20 protein-coding genes are annotated in these 18565 nt (G+C 67.6%); 9 read left to right on the top strand and 11 right to left on the bottom strand.

All coding sequences use genetic code 11. From position 1 onward, the window contains the following. Positions 1-50: 50 nt before the first annotated feature. Positions 51-515: a MarR family winged helix-turn-helix transcriptional regulator gene (locus AC1DEL_RS07165; RefSeq protein WP_477105245.1), complete on the bottom strand. Its 465-nt coding sequence runs from the start codon at positions 513-515 to the stop codon at positions 51-53. Positions 516-561: 46 nt separating this feature from the next. Further along, positions 562-1038 (bottom strand): DUF6130 family protein, encoded by a 477-nt coding sequence (locus AC1DEL_RS07160; protein WP_477125641.1) that lies wholly within the window; start codon positions 1036-1038, stop codon positions 562-564. Positions 1039-1257: 219 nt separating this feature from the next. Here AC1DEL_RS07160 and AC1DEL_RS07155 point away from each other — a divergent pair, with 219 nt between their 5' ends. Beyond that, the gene (locus tag AC1DEL_RS07155) at positions 1258-2229 is read left to right on the top strand and encodes an alpha/beta fold hydrolase (protein ID WP_255370824.1); all 972 of its coding nucleotides are present in this window, start codon (positions 1258-1260) and stop codon (positions 2227-2229) included. 84 nt (positions 2230-2313) lie between these two features. Here AC1DEL_RS07155 and AC1DEL_RS07150 read toward each other — a convergent pair whose 3' ends face one another. Continuing rightward, a complete protein-coding gene (locus AC1DEL_RS07150) occupies positions 2314-2757 on the bottom strand; it encodes a carboxymuconolactone decarboxylase family protein (RefSeq protein ID WP_092294945.1) in 444 nt (147 codons plus the stop codon). A 281-nt stretch (positions 2758-3038) separates the two neighbouring features. Between AC1DEL_RS07150 and AC1DEL_RS07145 the strand changes: the two genes are divergently transcribed. Continuing rightward, a complete protein-coding gene (locus AC1DEL_RS07145; RefSeq protein ID WP_092294947.1) occupies positions 3039-4250 on the top strand; it encodes an NAD(P)/FAD-dependent oxidoreductase in 1212 nt (403 codons plus the stop codon). 48 nt (positions 4251-4298) lie between these two features. On the opposite strand, the gene AC1DEL_RS07140 is transcribed toward AC1DEL_RS07145, so the two are convergent. Then, entirely contained in the window at positions 4299-4820 is a 522-nt protein-coding gene (locus tag AC1DEL_RS07140; protein WP_092294949.1) for an RrF2 family transcriptional regulator, read from the bottom strand. A gap of 248 nt (positions 4821-5068) precedes the next feature. Between AC1DEL_RS07140 and AC1DEL_RS07135 the strand changes: the two genes are divergently transcribed. From AC1DEL_RS07135 to AC1DEL_RS07110, 6 genes are all read left to right on the top strand, one after another. Beyond that, positions 5069-5620 (top strand): (2Fe-2S)-binding protein, encoded by a 552-nt coding sequence (locus AC1DEL_RS07135; RefSeq protein WP_477125640.1) that lies wholly within the window; start codon positions 5069-5071, stop codon positions 5618-5620. 2 nt (positions 5621-5622) lie between these two features. After that, positions 5623-6606 carry an FAD binding domain-containing protein gene (locus AC1DEL_RS07130; protein ID WP_477125639.1) on the top strand — a complete coding sequence of 328 codons (984 nt, stop codon included), beginning with the start codon at positions 5623-5625 and terminating at the stop codon, positions 6604-6606. A gap of 59 nt (positions 6607-6665) precedes the next feature. Next, positions 6666-8897, top strand: coding sequence for a xanthine dehydrogenase family protein molybdopterin-binding subunit (locus AC1DEL_RS07125; RefSeq protein ID WP_477125638.1), 2232 nt, complete (start codon positions 6666-6668; stop codon positions 8895-8897). A 221-nt stretch (positions 8898-9118) separates the two neighbouring features. Continuing rightward, positions 9119-9808 (top strand): NAD(P)/FAD-dependent oxidoreductase, encoded by a 690-nt coding sequence (locus tag AC1DEL_RS07120; RefSeq protein WP_477125721.1) that lies wholly within the window; start codon positions 9119-9121, stop codon positions 9806-9808. A gap of 172 nt (positions 9809-9980) precedes the next feature. After that, the gene (locus AC1DEL_RS07115; protein ID WP_092294959.1) at positions 9981-10712 is read left to right on the top strand and encodes a BON domain-containing protein; all 732 of its coding nucleotides are present in this window, start codon (positions 9981-9983) and stop codon (positions 10710-10712) included. A gap of 121 nt (positions 10713-10833) precedes the next feature. Continuing rightward, entirely contained in the window at positions 10834-12105 is a 1272-nt protein-coding gene (locus tag AC1DEL_RS07110) for a M20/M25/M40 family metallo-hydrolase (RefSeq protein ID WP_441592719.1), read from the top strand. On the opposite strand, the gene AC1DEL_RS07105 is transcribed toward AC1DEL_RS07110, so the two are convergent. The 4 genes from AC1DEL_RS07105 to AC1DEL_RS07090 all read right to left on the bottom strand — a co-directional run bounded on the left by AC1DEL_RS07105 (position 12087) and on the right by AC1DEL_RS07090 (position 15331). Continuing rightward, a complete protein-coding gene (locus tag AC1DEL_RS07105) occupies positions 12087-12827 on the bottom strand; it encodes a DUF4410 domain-containing protein (RefSeq protein ID WP_477125637.1) in 741 nt (246 codons plus the stop codon). The two genes, AC1DEL_RS07110 and AC1DEL_RS07105, sit on opposite strands and share 19 nt — an antisense overlap. A 105-nt stretch (positions 12828-12932) precedes the next feature. After that, entirely contained in the window at positions 12933-14264 is a 1332-nt protein-coding gene (locus tag AC1DEL_RS07100; protein WP_477125636.1) for an ATP-binding protein, read from the bottom strand. Next, positions 14264-14977: a response regulator gene (locus AC1DEL_RS07095; protein ID WP_477125635.1), complete on the bottom strand. Its 714-nt coding sequence runs from the start codon at positions 14975-14977 to the stop codon at positions 14264-14266. Before AC1DEL_RS07095 ends, AC1DEL_RS07100 begins: the two co-directional genes overlap by 1 nt. A gap of 45 nt (positions 14978-15022) precedes the next feature. Continuing rightward, complete coding sequence (locus tag AC1DEL_RS07090; protein WP_092294969.1) at positions 15023-15331, bottom strand: hypothetical protein; 309 nt, start codon at positions 15329-15331, stop codon at positions 15023-15025. Positions 15332-15578: 247 nt separating this feature from the next. Between AC1DEL_RS07090 and AC1DEL_RS07085 the strand changes: the two genes are divergently transcribed. After that, positions 15579-16502, top strand: a complete 924-nt coding sequence (locus AC1DEL_RS07085) for a sterol desaturase family protein (protein ID WP_477125634.1) — start codon at positions 15579-15581, stop codon at positions 16500-16502. Here the strand turns inward: AC1DEL_RS07085 and AC1DEL_RS07080 are convergent. Genes AC1DEL_RS07080 through AC1DEL_RS07070 form a run of 3 tightly spaced genes read right to left on the bottom strand, consistent with a single transcriptional unit; the run spans position 16499 to position 18532 of the window. Next, complete coding sequence (locus tag AC1DEL_RS07080) at positions 16499-17230, bottom strand: amino acid ABC transporter ATP-binding protein (RefSeq protein ID WP_092294973.1); 732 nt, start codon at positions 17228-17230, stop codon at positions 16499-16501. The genes AC1DEL_RS07085 and AC1DEL_RS07080 overlap by 4 nt on opposite strands. Beyond that, positions 17211-17867: an amino acid ABC transporter permease gene (locus tag AC1DEL_RS07075; RefSeq protein ID WP_092294975.1), complete on the bottom strand. Its 657-nt coding sequence runs from the start codon at positions 17865-17867 to the stop codon at positions 17211-17213. The genes AC1DEL_RS07080 and AC1DEL_RS07075 overlap by 20 nt, the downstream gene beginning before the upstream one ends. Further along, positions 17864-18532, bottom strand: coding sequence for an amino acid ABC transporter permease (locus AC1DEL_RS07070; protein ID WP_092294977.1), 669 nt, complete (start codon positions 18530-18532; stop codon positions 17864-17866). The genes AC1DEL_RS07075 and AC1DEL_RS07070 overlap by 4 nt, the downstream gene beginning before the upstream one ends. Between the last annotated feature and the right edge of the window lie 33 nt (positions 18533-18565).

The following is an 18565-nucleotide window of genomic DNA, read 5'->3' as shown; positions in this document are numbered from 1 at the left end:
CGCTCCAGGGAGGGGATAGGCGTGCGGACATCCTAGCAGCCGCCGCCGTGCTACGCACTCCGCTTCGGGAGCTTCCCCGCAATGCCCATGATGGCTGCCACGCCGTCGTCTCCCATCATGGCCCTGGCGGCCGCCTGCGCCTGTGCCCACGCGGGTGCGGCCGCTTTCAGCATCGATTTGCCGGCGCGGGTCACGGAGAGCGGCCGCGATCGGCCATCGGCGGCCTCCGCCGCGTCTTCCGCGATCCATCCTGCTGCGAGCAGCGGCTGCAGGTTGCGGGTCAGCGTGGAACGGTCATGATGATTGCGCCGCCCGAGATCGGCGCGGCTGATCGGGCCGAGTTCATGCACGAGCACCAGCAGCGTGAACTGCGTGGCGTTGATGCCGAACGGGCGCAACGCCTGATCGTAGGCAGCGGTCAGGACACGCGAGATCTGCCGGGCACGGGTCATCACGCAGTGCTGGAAAATCTCGGCGCCCGGGTTGCTGGCCACAGAACGCTTGTCGGTACGCATGTCTCACGGGAAGGGGGAGCGATGAAGTACCGCCAGCGTACCGCACTCAGTGCCGATGTGCTGGCGGCGCGGCCGCGGTGCCCGGCGACCGGGTATCGGGGACGGTCACGCTCACCACTTCCGTCGCCAGGATCTTGTGCGTGGGATCTGCCAGTTCCATCCGCACCTTGTGCGGCCCCGGCGGCAGCCCCACCACGATGATGGGATCCTCGCTCGTGTGCGCCCAGGTGGCCGGGCCATCGTCAACGGTCACATGCAGATGGCCGACGCGCGGCGAAACCTGGGTGGCAGCCTTGCCGAACACCGGGATCACGCGGAAGTTCTCGGTACGGAACTGGACGATCACCACGCCCCGCGCGAGCGGCTCCGGCAATGCCGGGTAAGCCACAACCCTGGGCGCCGGCTCCGCGTCGAGCGGCAGGACGGCCGGTGGACGGCTCGTGTCCGGAGAGGTTTGTGCGGCGGCCGTCATCTGCACTGTCGCGAGCGCGGCGGCGGCGAATACATAGGTAAGTGCTCTCATGTCTGACTCCTGAAGTTGGGAAACAACCCGAGGGCGCCGATGATGCCTTGACGGAATAGTAGGTGCGCGGCCATTTTGTACGCGCATGTATCTGCGCGGCGCCGCCATACACGGCGATACCGTTTGACCGTCTCGGGACCACAGACTGGATACATCGCCTCACTCTAATGCTGCATATGCAACAGATTGCGCGGCTTGGCCGGTGCAGGAGGAAACGAGATGAAAGCGAAATCAGCAATCCGTCGGTCGGCACGGTCGGTGGCCACTGCAGTCAGTGTCTCCGCGGCGCTTATGGCCGGCACAGGCGCCGCTATCGCAGCGGCCAGCGAGCCCGTTGCGGAAGTGAGTTATGTGGATGTCGATCCCGAACTGCGTTTGCGGCGGATGGTGGTCGGGCCGGCGGCACCGCGAGGCACGGTGCTGTTCCTGCACGGTTTTCCCGAAACCATGCTCGCCTGGAAAGAGATTGCCAGGACGCTTGGGGAGGAATACGAAGTCCACGCGTTCGACTGGCCGGGCTATGGCGATTCTTCACGTCCGCCTGCCGAGCGTTTCGCCTACGCGCCGCGTGACTACGCCACGGTACTGACGCGCTACATCGACACGGCAGGCATCGACAGCAGCCGCCTGGTGATCTACGCCACCGACATCGCAGCCTTGCCGGCGTTGCTGGCGGCCATCGACCGGCCCAGCATCGCCCGGACCATCATCGTCGGCGACTTCGCACCGTTCAACCGCCCGCAATACATGCAGGAACGCCTGCAGGCGCTCAAGGAGCCCGCATCGGCCGAAGCCGTGCGGAGCGCCTTCAATGCCTCGCGCGACGAGATTCTGCAGAACGCGTTCACGCGTGGATTGCCGGAGGGGGCGCGCTATGCGTTGGATGCGGATTATCGTGCCGATCTTGCACGTGGCTGGCAGAACGGGGCGCTGACGTCGGCCGACGCGTTCGCGCACTACTACGCGCACTTCACGCGGGATCAGAATGCGTTCGAGGCGCGGCTGCCGGGCCTGAAGGCCCCGGTACGCGTGGTGTGGGGCGAGCAGGACATCTATATCAACAAGGAAATGGGCGTCGAGTTCGCGCGCAGGACCGGAGCGCCATTGCGGCTGCTGCCCGCCACGGGCCATTACCCGCACCTGCAGCGTCCGCACGAGACGATCGAAGAGGTCCGCGCGGCGTTTCGTTGAGGGTCCCCAGCGTGGCCCGTGTCGCCACCACGGGCCGCCGCCTCTCCTACGTGGCGAACACGCCGTTGACGGCTCCTGTCGCCGTTACACCGCGCCCTCCGGCCCGCGCCGGAAGCTGATTGCCAGCCGGTTGAAGGCGTTCATGAGGCCGATCGCGATGGTCAGGTCGGCCAGTTCTTTTTCCTCGAAGACGGCGGCGGCAGCCTCGAAGGCGTCGTCGGGCACATGGGTGTCGGCGACACGGGTCACCGATTCGGCCCAGGCCAGTGCGGCCTTTTCGCGGTCGGAGAACAGGCTGCCGGCCTCGTGCCAGACCTGGACCAGCGCGAGCTTCTGCACGTCCACGCCCCTGCGCGTGAGATCCCGTGTGTGCATGTCCAGACAGTAGGCGCAGCCGTTGATCTGGCTGATGCGCAGGTAGGTCAGCTCCACGAGCGCGGGGTCGAGCCCGGACTGCGTGATGTAGCCGTAGACACTGCCAAGCGCCTTGACGCCGGCCGGGGAAGTTTTGGTGTAGTCGATACGCATGTTCCGTCCTGCTTGTTGGGTGTTCAGGTTGGAGCCGATCAGAACCAAACTGCCTCATGATCGACTTCATTTCATTACTACGACTGATATAGTCGGAGATGAAGATAGCCGATCCGCGGTCGTACCGCAAGCGGTGGATGGGTTGGCGTAAACCCCGCCCCCAAAATTTCTTGCGCGGCTTAACTGCGACTAATACAATCGTAGTTAAGCCGCATCGAGAAAGGCGGGCTGGAGATCGCCGCGGCGTCGCCGCTGGTCAAGGCAGCACAGGAGCAGTAGAGATGTCCCAACGCATTCTTGTCATTGGCGCCGGTTTTGCCGGCATGTGGAGCGCCCTCGCTTCGGCTCGTCTACTCGACGAGGCCGCGCGTACCGATGTGGAAATCGTGCTGATCGCGCCGGAGCCGGCGCTGCACGTGCGTCCGCGGCTCTACGAGCAGAACCCGCTGAAGATGAAGGCGCCGCTGCTGGAGATCTTCGCCGCTACCGGCGTGCGGTTCGTACAGGGCTTCGTCGAGCGCATCGACGTGGCGGCCCGTGAAGTGGAGGTGAGGGGCGTGGGCGCCGAACCATCGCGCCAGACGCTTGGCTATGACCGCCTGGTGCTGGCGGCCGGCAGTCGGCTGTTCCGGCCGGCGATCAATGGGCTCGAAGCGCATGCCTTCAACGTCGATCAGGTGGCCGATGCCGCCCGGCTGGAAGTGCATCTGCACGGTCTGGCCGGCCGCCCAGACAGCGTGGCGCGCAATACCGTGGTGATCGCCGGCGCTGGCTTCACCGGCATCGAGACGGCGGCCGAAATGCCGGCGCGGCTGCGCGAAGTGCTCGGTGCCGATGCCGCAGTGCGCGTCATCATGGTAGAGCGCAATGGCGAGATCGGTCCGGACCTGGGCCAGGGGCCGCGCCCGGTGATCACCGAGGCGCTGACCGAACTCGGCGTGACGTGGAAGCTGGGCTCCGGTGTCGCGTCGGTGGACGCGGAAGGCGTCACGCTGGAAAGCGGCGAGCGCATCGACGCCCAGACCGTGATCTGGACCGCAGGCGCCCGCGCGAGCGCGCTGACCGACCAGATTCCCGCGCAGCGCGACAACTTCGGCCGGTTGCACGTCGATCGAAACCTGAAGGTCGATGGCGTGGCGCACGTCTATGCCACAGGCGATGTGGCCCGTGCGGCGACCGATGACGAGGGCAACGTCACGATGATGTCGTGCCAGCACGCGATGAACCTCGGGCGGTCGGCGGGGCACAACGTGGCAGCCGACCTGCTGGGCCAGCCGCCGATCCCGTACAGCCAGCCGAAGTACGTGACCTGTCTGGACCTGGGTCCGTGGGGCGCGGTCTACACCGAGGGCTGGGACCGCCAGGTGAAGCTGTCCGGCGCCGAGGCCAAGGCGCTGAAGACCAGGATCAACACGGAATGGATCTATCCGCCGAGCGCGAACCGGGCCGAGGCACTGGCGTCGGCTGACCCGCGCCGCATCGTCGTGGCCTGATCGGGCTGGGGGAATGAAGAAGGGCGATCCGCCGGGATCGCCCTTTTTTTATCTTGCGCTGCGCCGGTTGGCCGCGCGGTCTGTCAGCCACTCCACTACCTGCCCGCCGTAGGCGGCGGGCACTTTCTCCACGGTGCGTTCGGCAATGTCGGCCAGCGTGTGATTTTTCAACTCGGCGCGCATCGCCTTCTCGGCAGACTGCATCACGGCGTGGATCGTGCACACGCCGCGCGTCGCCCATGCCGGCGGGCAGCCCTCGAATACGGCACTGCGCTCGCGGATCTCCCGGCACTCGAACAGCGGCTTGTCGCCGTCGATGGCGACGATGACGTCGTAGACCGAGATGCGCGAAGGCGGGCGGGCGAGCCGAAAGCCGCCCTTGATGCCTTCGGTGGCCACCACGAGTTCGGCCTTCGCGAGCTTGGTGAACAGCTTGGCCAGGAACTCGGTGGGGATGCCCTGCAGCTCGGCCAGGTCGCGCACGCTGGCCTCTTCCACGGCCATGTTGGAACGGGACAGATAGAGCAGGCAGTGCAGCCCGTACTCGACACCCGTGCTGATATGCGACATGTTTAACTAAGACTCAATAAATCGTAGTTGCAAGGCTACACCAGCGTGGGCGCGGCAGCAAGGCTCTCCAGAGACCTTGAAAAACTGAAGCGGTTGTTCGAATACTGTTGTACTAGCTGCAAATACCCACACTGCCCCGTCCGGCATCGCAAGCCTGCCACTTGCAAATGTCTGGACAATTTCGCCAGATGACAATCCTGCAATGTTCCTCGTGAACTTGCGCCGCTCGCGTTCAAGGAGAACGGGAAATGGACGACTCTTGTCAGCAGAATGGTGGCCGTGCCCGCACCGGCGGCGTGCAACCCGCCGCGTCGCAGGGCAGCGCTGGCCACGCGGTGAGCTTCAAGGTCAACGGCACGCTCCAGTCGCTTACGGTGGCGCCCAACGCCATACTGCTGGACGTCTTGCGCGATCAACTGCACCTCACTGGCACCAAAAAGGGGTGCGACCATGGCCAGTGCGGGGCGTGCACGCTGCACGTGAACGGTGTGGCGATCAATGCCTGCCTGTCGCTCGCGGTGATGCATGACGGCGACGAGATCACCACCATCGAAGGGCTCTCCCAGGGCGGCACGCTGCACCCGGTGCAGCAGGCTTTCTGGGATCACGACGCCTACCAGTGCGGCTACTGCACCGCCGGCCAGATGATGAGCGCCGTGGGCGTGCTCGGCGACAAGCGCATCCCGGCCGACGACGCGGCCGTGCGCGAGGCGATGAGCGGCAACATCTGCCGCTGCGGCGCCTACCGGAACATCGTCGCGGCCGTCCAGGACGCACGCGGCAAAATGAAGAGAGGCTAGCCATGCGTACCTTCGAGTATGCCCGCGCGGCGGACGTCGAGCAGGCCATCGTGCTGCACGCGCGCGCGCCTGAGACCGCCTATCTGGCCGGTGGCACCACCCTGCTGGACCTCATGAAGCTGGACGTGATGCACCCGCCGCGCGTGGTGGACATCCACAAACTCGGCCTCAACCAGGTCGAGGTGGCTGAGGACGGCCGGGTGCGGATCGGCGCGATGGTCAGCAACACCGAGCTGGCGCGCCATCCGCACATCATCAAGCATCACCCGGCGCTGTCGCAGGCGCTGCTGTCCGGCGCCAGCACGCAGCTGCGCAACAAGGCCACCACGGCCGGCAATGTGATGCAGCGGGTGCGTTGCGGGTACTTTCGCGATGGCGTGTCGCCCTGCAACAAGCGCGAGCCGGGCTCGGGCTGCCCCGCCATCGACGGGCTGAACCGCAACGTGCACGCGGTGCTGGGCGGCAGCAACCAGTGCATCGCCGCGCATCCGTCCGATATGTGCGTGGCGATGGTCGCCATCGGCGCCACCATCCACGTGCAGGGGCCCAAGGGCCGGCGTGACATCCCGTTCGCGGACTTCCACCTGCTGCCCGGTGAAACGCCGTGGAAGGAGCACGCGCTGGAGGCCGACGAGATGATCACGCACATCACGCTCGATGCGCCGCTGCCGAACAGCCGCTCGGCCTACCTGAAGCTGCGCGACCGGGGCTCCTACCAGTTCGCGCTGGCGTCGAGTGCGGTGGTGGTGGTGCTGGATGGTCGCACCGTGCGGGACGTGCGCATCGCGCTCGGTGGCGTCACCACCAAGCCGTGGCGGGCCGCCAATGCCGAGGCGGTGCTGCGCGGCAAGGCGGTGACGGACGCGCTGATCCGCGAGACCGCCGCCGCTGCCATGGCGGGCGCGCAGTCCTATGGCCAGAACGGCTTCAAGCTGCTGCTCGGCCAGCAGGCGGTGTCGCGCAACCTGACGCGGCTCGTTGCCTGACCGGCTGCCCCGATCCATCCCCGATCCAGCGGACCTTCACTCGACAACGGGAGTCCAGCGTGAACAAGAATGCCATCGGCGCGTGGCCGCGCCGTATCGACGGTCGACTCAAGGTCACCGGCGCCGCGCTCTACACGGCGGACCGCAACCTGCCCGGCATGCTGCATGCCTATGGCGTATTCAGCACGATTGCGAGCGGGCGCGTCACGGGCATCGACACCGCCGCCGCGCGGCGCGTGCCGGGCGTGGTCGACATCCTGCACCATGACAATTTCCTGCGGCTCTACCGCGCGCCGAAGGCGCCGATCTCGCCGGCCACGATCCTGACCGCCGGCATCACGGACGAGCACCGCCTGCCGTTCGAGGACGCGAAGGTGCACTACGCCGGCCAGTTCGTCGCGCTGGTCGTGGCGGACACCTACGAGCATGCGCGAGAGGCGGCCCAGCTTGTGAAGGTGACGTATGCCCCGGCCAAGGCACTCGCCAATCTGGAGCAGGGCATGGCGGCTGGCAAGCTGCAGGACGGCGGGCGCGGCCACTCGCGCGGCGAGCCGGCCAGGGACTTCGACGCCGCGCCGGTCCGTGTCGATGCCGTGTACCACACGCCGGTGGAGACCCACAATCCAATGGAGATGCACGCCACGGTGGCGTGGTGGGAGGGCGGCGACCTGCATCTCTACGAGGCCTCGCAAGGCGTGCTGGTTCATCGCAACACGTTGGCCCTGATCTTCGGACTCACGCCGGAGAGCGTGAGCGTGGACGCGCCGTTCATCGGCTCGGGCTTTGGCGCCAAGCTGTTCCTGTGGCCGCACTCCGTGGCCGCCTGCGCGGCGGCCAAGATGACCGGGCGCCCGGTGAAGCTGGTGGTGCCACGCGCGCAGATGTTCACGACCACGGGGCAGCGGCCGGAGACGAAACAGCACCTCCGGCTGTCGGCGGGCGCCGACGGCAAGATCACGTCGATCCGGCATGAGTCGATCAACACCACGTCCTTTATCGAGCAGTACGTGGAGAACTGCGGCGGCATGACGTCGAGCCTGTACACCTGCCCGAGCGTGCTGGTCACGCACCACACCATCGACGTGCACCGGGGCGCGCCCACCTCCATGCGCGCGCCCGGCGCCGCGCCGGGCCTGTTCGCGCTCGAATCCGCCATCGACGAACTGGCGCTGGCGTGCCAGAAGGACCCGGTGCAGTTCCGCCTCGATAACATCTCCACGCGCGACGAAAGCACCAACCTGCCGTGGTCCAGCAACCACCTGCGCGAGGCCATCGAGCAGGGCGCCCGCAAGTTTGGCTGGGCCAGGCGCGACCCGCGCATCGGTGCGATGCGTGTGGGCGACGAGATTGCCGGCTACGGCGTGGCCGTCTGCAACTGGGACGCCTGGCGCACCCCAGCCGAAGCGCGGGTGCAGTTGCGCAGCGACGGCACGGCCGCGGTGATCTGCTCGATCCAGGACATCGGCACCGGTACCTACACGATTGCGGCGCAGACGGTGAGCGAGCTGACCGGCCTGCCGTTCGAGAAGATCGAGGTGAAGCTGGGCGATTCCTCGTTCCCGGCGGCACCGGTCTCGGGCGGATCGTGGGCCACGGCCAGCGTCCTGCCGGCCATCGCAGAGGCCACGCGCAACGCCATCGACCAGTTGCGCACGTTTGCCACGCAGGAGGGCGCGCCGTTCGCCGGGGCGAAGCCCGAGTCGCTTCGCTTCGAGAATGGCTGCCTGACCGATGGAACGCGCACCGTGGACTACGCCACCGTGCTGACCGCGCAGCGCTTTGCTAGCGCCGATGGTCATGCGCGCACGGACGGCACGCCCACGGACAGGATGTCGTTCATGTCGTTCGGCGCGCATTTCGTGGAGGTGCGCTGGGACCCCGGCATCTCGCACCTGCGCGTGGCGCGCGTGGTCAGCGCCATCGACGTGGGCCGCGTCATCAACCCACTGACGGCGCGCAATCAGGTGGAAGGCGCCATCGTCATGGGCGTGGGCATGGCGCTGTTCGAGGCCACCGAGTACGACGAGCGCAACGGCATCCCGGGCAACAACAACTACGCCGAGTACGTGATGCCGGTGCATGCGGACCAGCCGGACATCGACGTCATCCTGCTCGACTACCCCGACCTGGCCTTCAACGAGTTCGGCGCGCGCGGCATCGGGGAGATCGGCATTACCGGCTTTGCGGCGGCGGTGGCCAACGCGGTCTACCACGCCACGGGCAAGCGCATCCGTGACCTGCCCATCACCATGGAGAAGCTGATGGACGCGCCCGGCCGGGTCGCCGCCTAGCCGATGGCCTATATATATAGCGGTGGATGGCCGAGCGCGGGAGGGGGTGATGGTCGACAATCCGGTTCCGGAGGATGACGCCGGGGTGCGCGAGCACCCGCGCTACGCGCAGATGTTCCCCGTGCTGACCGAGGAGGACATCCAGCGCGTGCGCCGCTTCGGGCGCCTGTCGCACTTCGCTGTTGGCGAATGCCTACCGCGCCGGCAGCCTGTGCCCGGGGATGTTCCTGATCCTGTCCGGCAAGGTGCGCATCGTCGGGCGCGATGGGCTGGGCCACGAGCGCGTCCTCCACACCTACACCCAGCGCGGCGAGTTCACCTCGGACGTGACGCAGCTCTCGAACAAGCCAGCCGTGGTGGAGCCGGTGCTGCTGGTGGGCGGCGGCAATTCCGCCGGGCAGGCGGCGGTGTTCCTGGCCGCGCATGCCGAGCACGTGCACCTGTTTATCCGGGGCACCAGCCTTGAGCACAGCATGTCGCGCTACCTGACCGAGCGGATTGCGGTGCTGCCCAACGTGACCGTGCATACCCGTGTGGACCTGCGCGCGCTTGAAGGCGGGGCACGTCTCGAACGGGTGTATTACCGGGGCGCGGGCGGCGTAGAGGGCTGCATGACCACGCATCACCTGTTCGTCTTCATCGGCGCGGCGCCGAATACAGCGTGGCTGGCCACCTGCGGCGTGCAGCGCGACGAGAAGGGATTCGTGTTGACCGGGGCCGAAGTGCCCGATGCCGCGCCGCACGTGCCGTCCCTGCAAACCAGCCTGGAAGGCGTGTTCGCCATCGGCGACGTGCGTTCGGGATCGATCAAGCGGGTGGCTTCCGCCGTGGGCGAGGGCGCTGCCGTGGTCGCGCAGATCCACGCCGTGCTGGCCGGCATGCGCGGCACCTGCCAGCCCGGCACGCGCTGATCCGTTTCCCCCCCTGCGGCGCCGGCATCACTCCGCCAACGCGCCCCCATCGGAATGCCTACAATAGCTGGACGGACAGGCCGCGCGGGCTGATGCGCGGCACTGTCGCTGCCACGCGTGCTCGCAGGCAGGGGCGCGCGCCACTCATCTCCACGAAACATGGAGAAACATCATGCAGAGTAGCGAAGCGGTGCTGACGCAGGCGCGAGCCGCGTTGGCGCATGTGCCGTATCAGGGCCACCATCTCCATCCCACCATTCACTTGCGGCTTTCCGACGGCGCGCTAATCCTCGAGGGCGAGGTAGCAGACATCGTCGACAAGACGCGCGCCGCCGCGCACCTGCGGCGCGTGGACGGCGTGACCATGGTCATTGACCACCTGCGCATTGCCGATGGCGCCGCGCCGGTGGGCGACGGCGAACTGCGCGATGCCGTGTGCCAACGGCTGCTTACCGCGATCGATTTCCGCAACTGCAAGATTTGCGCGAAGGTGAAGGGCCAGGACGAGGCGCGCCGCGAGGCCGTGGGCGAGCGCAGCGGCTGGATCGAGGTGGCCGCCGCCAATGGCGTGGTCACGCTGTCCGGCAATGTGATCAGCCTTTCCCACATGCGGCTGGCCGGCGTGCTGGCGTGGTGGTCGCGCGGCTGCCGCTGCGTGGTGAACGAACTCGTGGTGGCGCCGGCCGAGGCCGATAGCGATGAGGAAATCACCGAGGCGCTGCAACTGGTGCTGGAAACCGATCCCTTCGTCGATGCGGGCCGCATCGCGGTGCGCACCGCGAAACGCGTGGTGACGCTCGACGGCTACGCCACGAGCGAGGGCGCGCGCAAGCAGGTCGAGCGGGATGCCTGGTATGTGTACGGCGTGGAGGACGTCGTCAACCGGATTTCGCTGAGCAGCTGAGTGCTTTGGGGGCATGCCGGTGGCGGGAACGGCGCGTGGATTGGCGGGATTGACCCTCCCCGGCCGCGCGCGCAGGCGATAGGATCGGCTTTTGTCGCCAACCGTCCACACAGGAATCCTCATGCCCCGTTCCGTTCGTCACCGCCGCGCAGCGCTGCCCGCAGCGCTCTCCCTCGCGTTGTCATTGGCCTGGAGCGGCGCCGCGCTGGCCGCCGGGCCGGACGCGGCCCTGCTGCAGGCGGCACAGGCCGCGCAGCCGGGCGTGGTGCAGTCCCTCAAGGAGATGGTGTCGATCGAGTCCGGCAGCCATGACGTCGAAGGGCTGAACCGCATGGCCGCCTACACCGAGAAGCGCCTCAAGGCGCTGGGTGCCAGCGTGGAGCGCGTGCCGGCGGCGCAGGGCCACGGCCCGATCGTCAAGGGCACGCTGGAAGGCACGGGCAAAGGCCGCATCATGCTGATCGCCCATATGGACACCGTCTACGCGCGCAACACGCTGGCCTCGCAGCCGATTCGCGAGGACGGCAACAAGCTCTACGGGCCGGGCATCGCCGATGACAAGGGCGGCATCGCGGTCATCCTGCACGCGCTGGAGATCATGAAGGCGCAGGGCTGGAAGGACTTCGCGCGGGTGACCGTGCTGTTCAATGCGGACGAGGAAATCGGCTCGCTCGGCTCGGGCGCCGCCATTGCCGCGCTGGGGGCGCAGCACGATGTGGTGCTGTCCTGCGAGCCCAATCCGGCCAAGGCCGTGGCCAAGACCGAATCCCTGCTGCTCGGCGCCGCTGGCACGGCCTCCGCGACGATGGCTGTTCAGGGCCGCGCCTCGCACGCCGGCGCCGCGCCGGAGCTGGGCCGCAATGCCTTGATGGAACTGGCCTACCAACTGCAGCAGACGCGCGATGTGGCGAAGTCCGTGCCGGGCTCGCAACTGAACTGGACCAATGCCAAGGCTGGGGATGCCCGCAACCAGATTCCTGCTTCGGCCAGCGCCTTCGGCGATGTGCGGATCACGGCCAACGGTGCCGCCCAGAAGCTGCAGGCGGCGCTGCAGGAGAAGGTCAACGCCGGTCATCTGGTGCCCGATACGCAGACCACCATCACGATGGAAGAGGGCCGTCCGCCCTTCGTGGTCAATGCGCGTGGCCGGGAACTGGCGGCGCAGGCCCAGAAGATCTACGCGGAACTGGACGGCCGGCAGCTGGCCCTGTTTCCCGGCACGGGCGGCGCCACGGATGCCGGCTTCGCGGGCCAGTCGGGCAAGGCCGCCGTGGTGGAGAGCTTCGGCCTGTCCGGCTTTGGCTATCACGCGCGCGACGAGTACATCGAACTCGATTCCATCGTCCCGCGCCTCTACCTGATGACCCGCATGCTTCAGGAGAGCGGGCGCTGAGCGGATTGGGCGGATTGGGCAACCTGCTTGGCGATGGCGTCGGCAAGACGCGTGGCGTCGTTGTAGACGCTGTCGTGCTGCAGTTCGCTGACGCCGTGCGCCGCGCCGCCGGCGGCGGCTGACATGGCCACATGGCCGGCCACCGCGCCCACGCCGGCGGTCTCCGCCACGCCGGGCATGTGGCCGCTATCCGCGCTGGCGTGGAAGTCCTGCACCGCCACCGCCGGGCCATTGGCGGGCTGGTAGACCAGTTCGACCGACGCGCCCACATCGCTCTTGCCCGCGCCCAGGCCCACCACCATGCGGCGGCGCAGGTTGCCTTCGTCGATCTTGTCGAACTGGCCGGTAACGACCAACGCATTCGCGCCCGCCGGGACCGGGCCATCGAGGCGCACTGCGTTGAGCCCCTTGGCACGCAGCTGCTGCACGATTTCATCGCTCACCTGATCACGGGCCTCGCGCGCATCGTGCATGGCCTTGCCAGCCTGGCTGTCCGCGCCGGCCATCGACATGACCTTTTGCATCACGCGGCTGTCTACCTTGACCTGATCGGGGTTGGCGTTGAAGGTCTGCACGTAGATGATGTCCGCGTTGCCGGGGAGGGCGGCGGTGCCCTGCGTGATGGTAGTGGCGTTGGCGTAGCCGGCGGCCAGCAGCGCGGCGGCCGTCAGCGTGGCGAGGGTGAAGCGGCGGGCAATGAGGGAGAGTTGGGTGGTTTGCATGGCGAAATCCTGTATCGGTTGGGTTGGAGCGTGTCGGTGCATCGCTGGAACCCAGTATGGGAAAAACCGACCACAGATGCCATGCAGCAAGTATGTCGAGAAATGTCAGGCCGCTGGCCGCAGCGGCAGCGCCACTACGGCTTCGAGGCCGCCGCCGTCACGTGGGCGGAATTGCAGCGAGCCGCCGTGCAGCCGCGCGATGCGCTCCACAATCGCCAGCCCCAGCCCGGTGCCGCCCGAATGACCGCGCGCGTTGTCGCCGCGTGCGAACGGCGCCTTGAGCTGCTCCAACTGCTGCGCGCCGATGCCGTCGCCCCGGTCGCACACCGCCACATAGGCGGTCTCCGCATCGGCCCAGGTGCGCACGGCCAGTCCGGTGCGGCCGTAGACCACCGCGTTCTGCATCAGGTTCATCAGCAGCCGCATCAGGCTCACCGGGCGGTAGTCGAGCGGCGGCAGGTTGCCGATCGACAACTCGAAGCTGTGTCCCAGCCCCGCAAAATCGGACGACAACTGCTGCACCAGCGCGTTGAGGTCGCCCGGCTGGGGCGGCTCGCGCTCGCCGCTGCCGGCGTAGTCCATGAATTGCTGGAGGATGGTGTCGATCTGGTCGAGATAGCTTTCGGTGGAGGCAACGAAAGCGTCGTCCCTGCCGCGTGGCATGGCCATCGCCATGGCCAGGCGCAGCTTGGTCAGTGGCGTGCGGATGTCGTGCGAGATGCCTGCCAGCATCAGCGCGCGGGTGGCTTGCGCCTGGCGCAGGGCGTCGGTCATCTGGTTGAAAGCGGCGCTGACCTGCGCGATTTCCGTGGGGCCGTCCGTGGGGAGCGGCGCGGGCATCTCTCCAGCGCACACGTCGCCTGCGGCGCGGGCGAGGTCCTGCAGAGGCCGGTTCAGGTGGCGCTGGATCAGGTAGCCGGTCAGCGCGGCCAGCATCGCCAGCGCGGTCGAGAGCGCCAGCGCGGCCAGGATGCCGCCGGCGCGGGCATCGGCGGTCATCGGCAAGGAAATCCACGCCGGGGTGCTGGCCACGTGCACGCGGATCCACAGCCGTTCCTCGCCATCGGGGGCGTCGATCTGCCAGCGCACTGGCATGTCGGGCGGCAGGTCGCGGCGCAGGGCGTGCAGGAAGACATCGCGCTGGTAGGTGCGGAACAGTTGCAAGGGGCTGGCGGCGCCGTCCGGCGTGGGCTCCGGCACAGGGTCCGCCGCCTGGGCGTTGAGCCGCGTGGTGACCGCGTGCGCCTCGGCAGGCGGCAGCGCGGCCAGCACGCCATCGAGCGTCTTCACATAGTCCGCGAAAATAATGGCCGCGCGCTCGATACGCGGGCGCTGCACATAGTGGAGCAGTACCGAGAGGGAGCACGCCTGCGTGACGGCCACCAGCGCCACCAGCAGGGCGATATTGCGCGCCAGCAGCGACCGGGGCAGCCGCATCACGCCGCCACGCCGGCCACCAGCATGTAGCCCACACCCCACACCGTCTTGATGAAACGGGGCTTGGATGGGTCTTCCTCGATGATCTGGCGCAGGCGCAGCACCTGCACGTCGATGCTGCGGTCCAGCGCGTCATGGTCGCGCCCACGCGCGCGGGCCAGCAGGTTCTCCCGGCTTACGGGCCGGTTGGGCGAGGAGCCGAGCGCGTGCAGCAACAGCATCTGGGCCGAATGGACTTCCACGGGGCTGCCACGCAGCCGCAGCGTCTGCTGGCCGACATCGAACTCGAATTCGCCGAAGCGCAGCGTCTGCGCGGTGACGGTGGGATCGCCCGACGCGATCCGCTGCCGCCGCAGCAGCGCGCGGATCCGCGCGACCAGCTCGTCCGGCACGAACGGCTTGGCGAGGTAGTCGTCGGCGCCGGTCTCCAGCCCCAGCACGCGGTCCATGGGATCGCCCTTGGCGGTCAGCATCAGCACGGGCAGCGTGATGCCGTCCGCACGCAGCCGCCGGCAGATGGTCAGGCCATCCTCGGGCGCCATCATCAGGTCGAGTACGAGCAGGTCGTAGGGTTCGCGCTGGAGGTAGCGGTCGAGCTGCTTGCCATCGGCCACGGCGCGCACGCGGAAGCCCTGGCTGGTCAGGAAGCGCTGCAACATGTTGCGCAACTCGGCCTCGTCGTCCAGCACGAGGATGCGGTTGACTACCTCCATGGCATGTCTCCGTGACCATCCGTCATGCGGGAACGATACCCGAAGTCATGCGTAGTGTGCGGGCACCCAGACACGTCCGACCCAATGTCCCGGCACCCACACCGCCGGGTGGGGCGGCGGCGCCACATAGACGGCACGCGGCGCGACATATTCGCCCTGGGGCGTGACATAGACCGGCGGCAGCGGCGGGGCGACATAGACGGGGCGCGGCGCCGGGGCGACATAGACAACGTGCGGCGGCGGCATGACGACGACCGCCCCAGCGCCATACCAGCCGGCGAAGGCGGGCGTGGCGGCGGTGACGGTGGCAACGATGAGGGCGGCGGTAGCGGTAACGAAGCTGAGGCGTTTCATGATGAGTCCCTTCCTGGTGAGTTTCAGCCGACCGATGTGCGGCGGCAACGGGACGAAATATAGGAGGGGACGGGGCAGTCCGCGAGGCGCAAACCATGTCGCGGTGTTACACGGCGTGGCGCCGTTCCGGGCATGACATCCGGCGACATATTTCCCGCATGGCGCGGCTGGCGGGCGGCACCTACATTTGGCTCACCGCGACGCAACATCGTCCCGATCCCCAATCGACTACCCCATGAGGCACGCCATGCTGACCCCCACCGCCAACCCCGACCTATCCGTCCAGCGGATAGCCCTCTACGCCACGGCGTTCATCGTCGCCGTCTCGCTCGTCGAAGCCGTGGTGCTCTGGCGCAAGCGCCGGAATTCGAATGCCCCGTTCGACTGGCGGGAGGTCTGGCTGTCGCTGGCCGACCTGGCCGGCCGCAAGATATCGGTGCTGCTGCCGCTCTCGCTGGCCACGCCCGTGTTCGCCTTTGCCTGGGATCACCGCCTGTTCACGGTCACGCTCAACAGCGCGCTGATGGTGCTGCTGCTCTTCGTGGGGCAGGAGTTCTGCTACTACTGGTATCACCGCGCCTCGCACCGCGTGCGCTTCTTCTGGGCGACGCACGCGGTCCACCACTCGCCGAACCAGCTCACGCTGGCCTCGGCCTACCGGCTCGGCTGGACCGGCAAGCTTACCGGCACGGCCATCTTCTTCGCGCCGCTGGTCTGGCTGGGTGTGCGGCCGGAAGTGGTGCTGGCCACGCTGATGTTCAACCTGCTCTACCAGTTCTGGCTGCACAACACGTGGGTGCCGCGCCTGGGCTGGCTCGAATACGTGTTCAACACGCCGTCGGCGCATCGCGTGCACCATGCCTCGAATGTGGATTACCTCGATGCGAACTACGGCGGCGTGCTGATCGTGTTCGACCGCCTGTTCGGTACCTATGTGGCCGAGCGTGCCGAAGAGCCGTGCCGCTACGGGCTGGTCAAGCCGTCCCGCACGGTGAACCCGCTGATGAACCAGTTCGAACACTGGATTGGCCTGTTCCGCGACATGGCGGCAGCCCCCAGCCTCGGCGCGGCCCTCGGCTACCTGACGATGCCCCCGGGCTGGCAGCCCGACGGCAAGGGCGAGACCACCGAGAACCTGCGTGCGCAGTCTCAGGGTCAGGTCAGCGCCTAGGCTTCCACCATGCCCAGGAACTGCTGCAACTCCGGGGTCTTCGGACGGGCGAAGACCTCGTCCGGCGGCCCGATCTCGTGGACCTTGCCCTGGTGCATGAAGACCACGCGGTCGCACACTTCCCGGGCGAAGCGCATCTCGTGCGTGACCATCAGCAGCGTCATCCCATCGGCGGCCAGCCCGCGCATGACCTGGAGCACCTCGTTGACGAGTTCCGGGTCCAGCGCCGAGGTGATCTCGTCGCACAGCAGCGCAGCGGGCTGCATTGCCAGCGCCCGGGCAATCGCCACGCGCTGCTGCTGCCCGCCGGAGAGTTGATCGGGATGGGCGTCGAACTTGGCCGAGAGGCCCACGCGGGCCAGGTTCAGCTCCGCCAGCTCGCGCGCCCGGGCCTCCGGCACCCCCTTGACGATCATTGGCGACAACATCACGTTGCGCCCCGCGCTCAGGTGCGGAAACAGGTTGAACTGCTGGAAGATCATGCCCACCTTGAGCCGCAGCGCGCGCAGTTGCAGCTCGGTATCGGCCAGATGGGCGCCAGCCACGGTGATGGCGCCGGCGTCGATGGACTCCAGCCCGTTGATGCAGCGGAGCAGCGTGCTCTTGCCCGAGCCGCTCTTGCCGATGATGGCGATGACCTCGCCCGGCTCCACCGACAGCGACACCCCCTTCAGGACCTCGTTGCTGCCGAACGACTTGCGGACCTGGTCAATGGCGATGAGCGGCATGGAATTTCCTCTCCAGCAGTTTGCTGGCTTGCGAAAGGGGCCAGCACAGCGCGAAGTACATCAGCGCCACGGCGGCATAAACGGTGAATGGCTGGAAGCTCGCGTTGACGATCATCGTGCCGGCCTTGGACAGCTCGGTGAAACCGATGATCGACGCGAGCGCGGTGCCCTTGATGACCTGCACGCCAAAGCCGACGGTCGGCGCCACGGCAATGCGCATGGCCTGCGGCAGGATCACGTGGCGCATCTGCTGCACGTAGCTCATGGCCAGGCTGCCGGACGCCTCCCATTGGCCGCGCGGAATCGCCTCCACGCAGCCGCGCCAGATCTCGGCCAGGAAGGCGGCGGTCCAGAGCGTCAGCGCCACGCCGGCGGCGAGCCACGCGGGCACGTCCACGCCGAACAGCGCGAGGCCGAAGAAGGCGAGGAATAGCTGCATCAGCAGCGGCGTGCCCTGGAAGATCTCGATATAGGCCCAGGTGGCCCGGCGCAGGAAGGGCCGCTTGCTGGTGCGCATCAGCAGCACCAACAAGCCCACCACGCCGCCGCCGACAAAGGCCACCAGCGACAGCAGGACGGTCCAGCGCGCGGCCAGCAGCAGGTTGCGCACGATGTCCCACAGCGTGAAGTCGATCATCGCGCCCTCCGCGCAAACAGTTGCCGGCCCACGCCGCGCAGCAGCTGGCGCAGCAGCAGCGCCAGCAACAGGTAGATCACGGTGCTCACCAGATAGACCTCGAAGGCGCGGAAGTTGCGGCCCTGGATGAAGTTGGCGGCGTAGGTCAGGTCCTGGGCGGCAATCTGGGAGCAGACCGCCGAGCCGAGCATGACGATGACGATCTGGCTCGACAGCGCCGGCCAGATCTTCTGCAGCGCCGGGCGCAGCACCACATGGCGGAACACCTGCAGCGGCGACATCGCCAGGCTGGCGCCGGCCTCGAACTGGCCGCGTGGCGTGGCGGCCAGCCCGGCCCGGATGATCTCGGTGCCGTAGGCGCCCAGGTTGATCACCATCGCCAGCGAGGCGGCCACCATCTCGGGCAACTGCACGCCCAGGCTGGGCAGGCCGAAGAAGATGAAGAAGAGCTGGATCAGGAACGGCGTGTTCCGGATCATCTCCACATAGGCGCCGACGATGGCGCGCAGCCAAGCCGGCCCCTGCGTCCGGGCCCAGGCGCCGAAGATGGCCACCGCCACGCCCAGCACGCCGCCCGTGAGCGTGAGCTGGGCCGTGACGGCGATGCCCTTGAGCAGGACGTCGGTGTAGTCGAGCACCGACAGGAAATCGAACTGATAGGCCATGGACGGGACCGGTTGCAGCGGGAGGGGAAGCGG

The sequence above is a fragment of the Cupriavidus sp. 10L43_2 genome (assembly GCF_056395265.1).
This window is presented reverse-complemented; position numbering and strand designations above follow the sequence as displayed.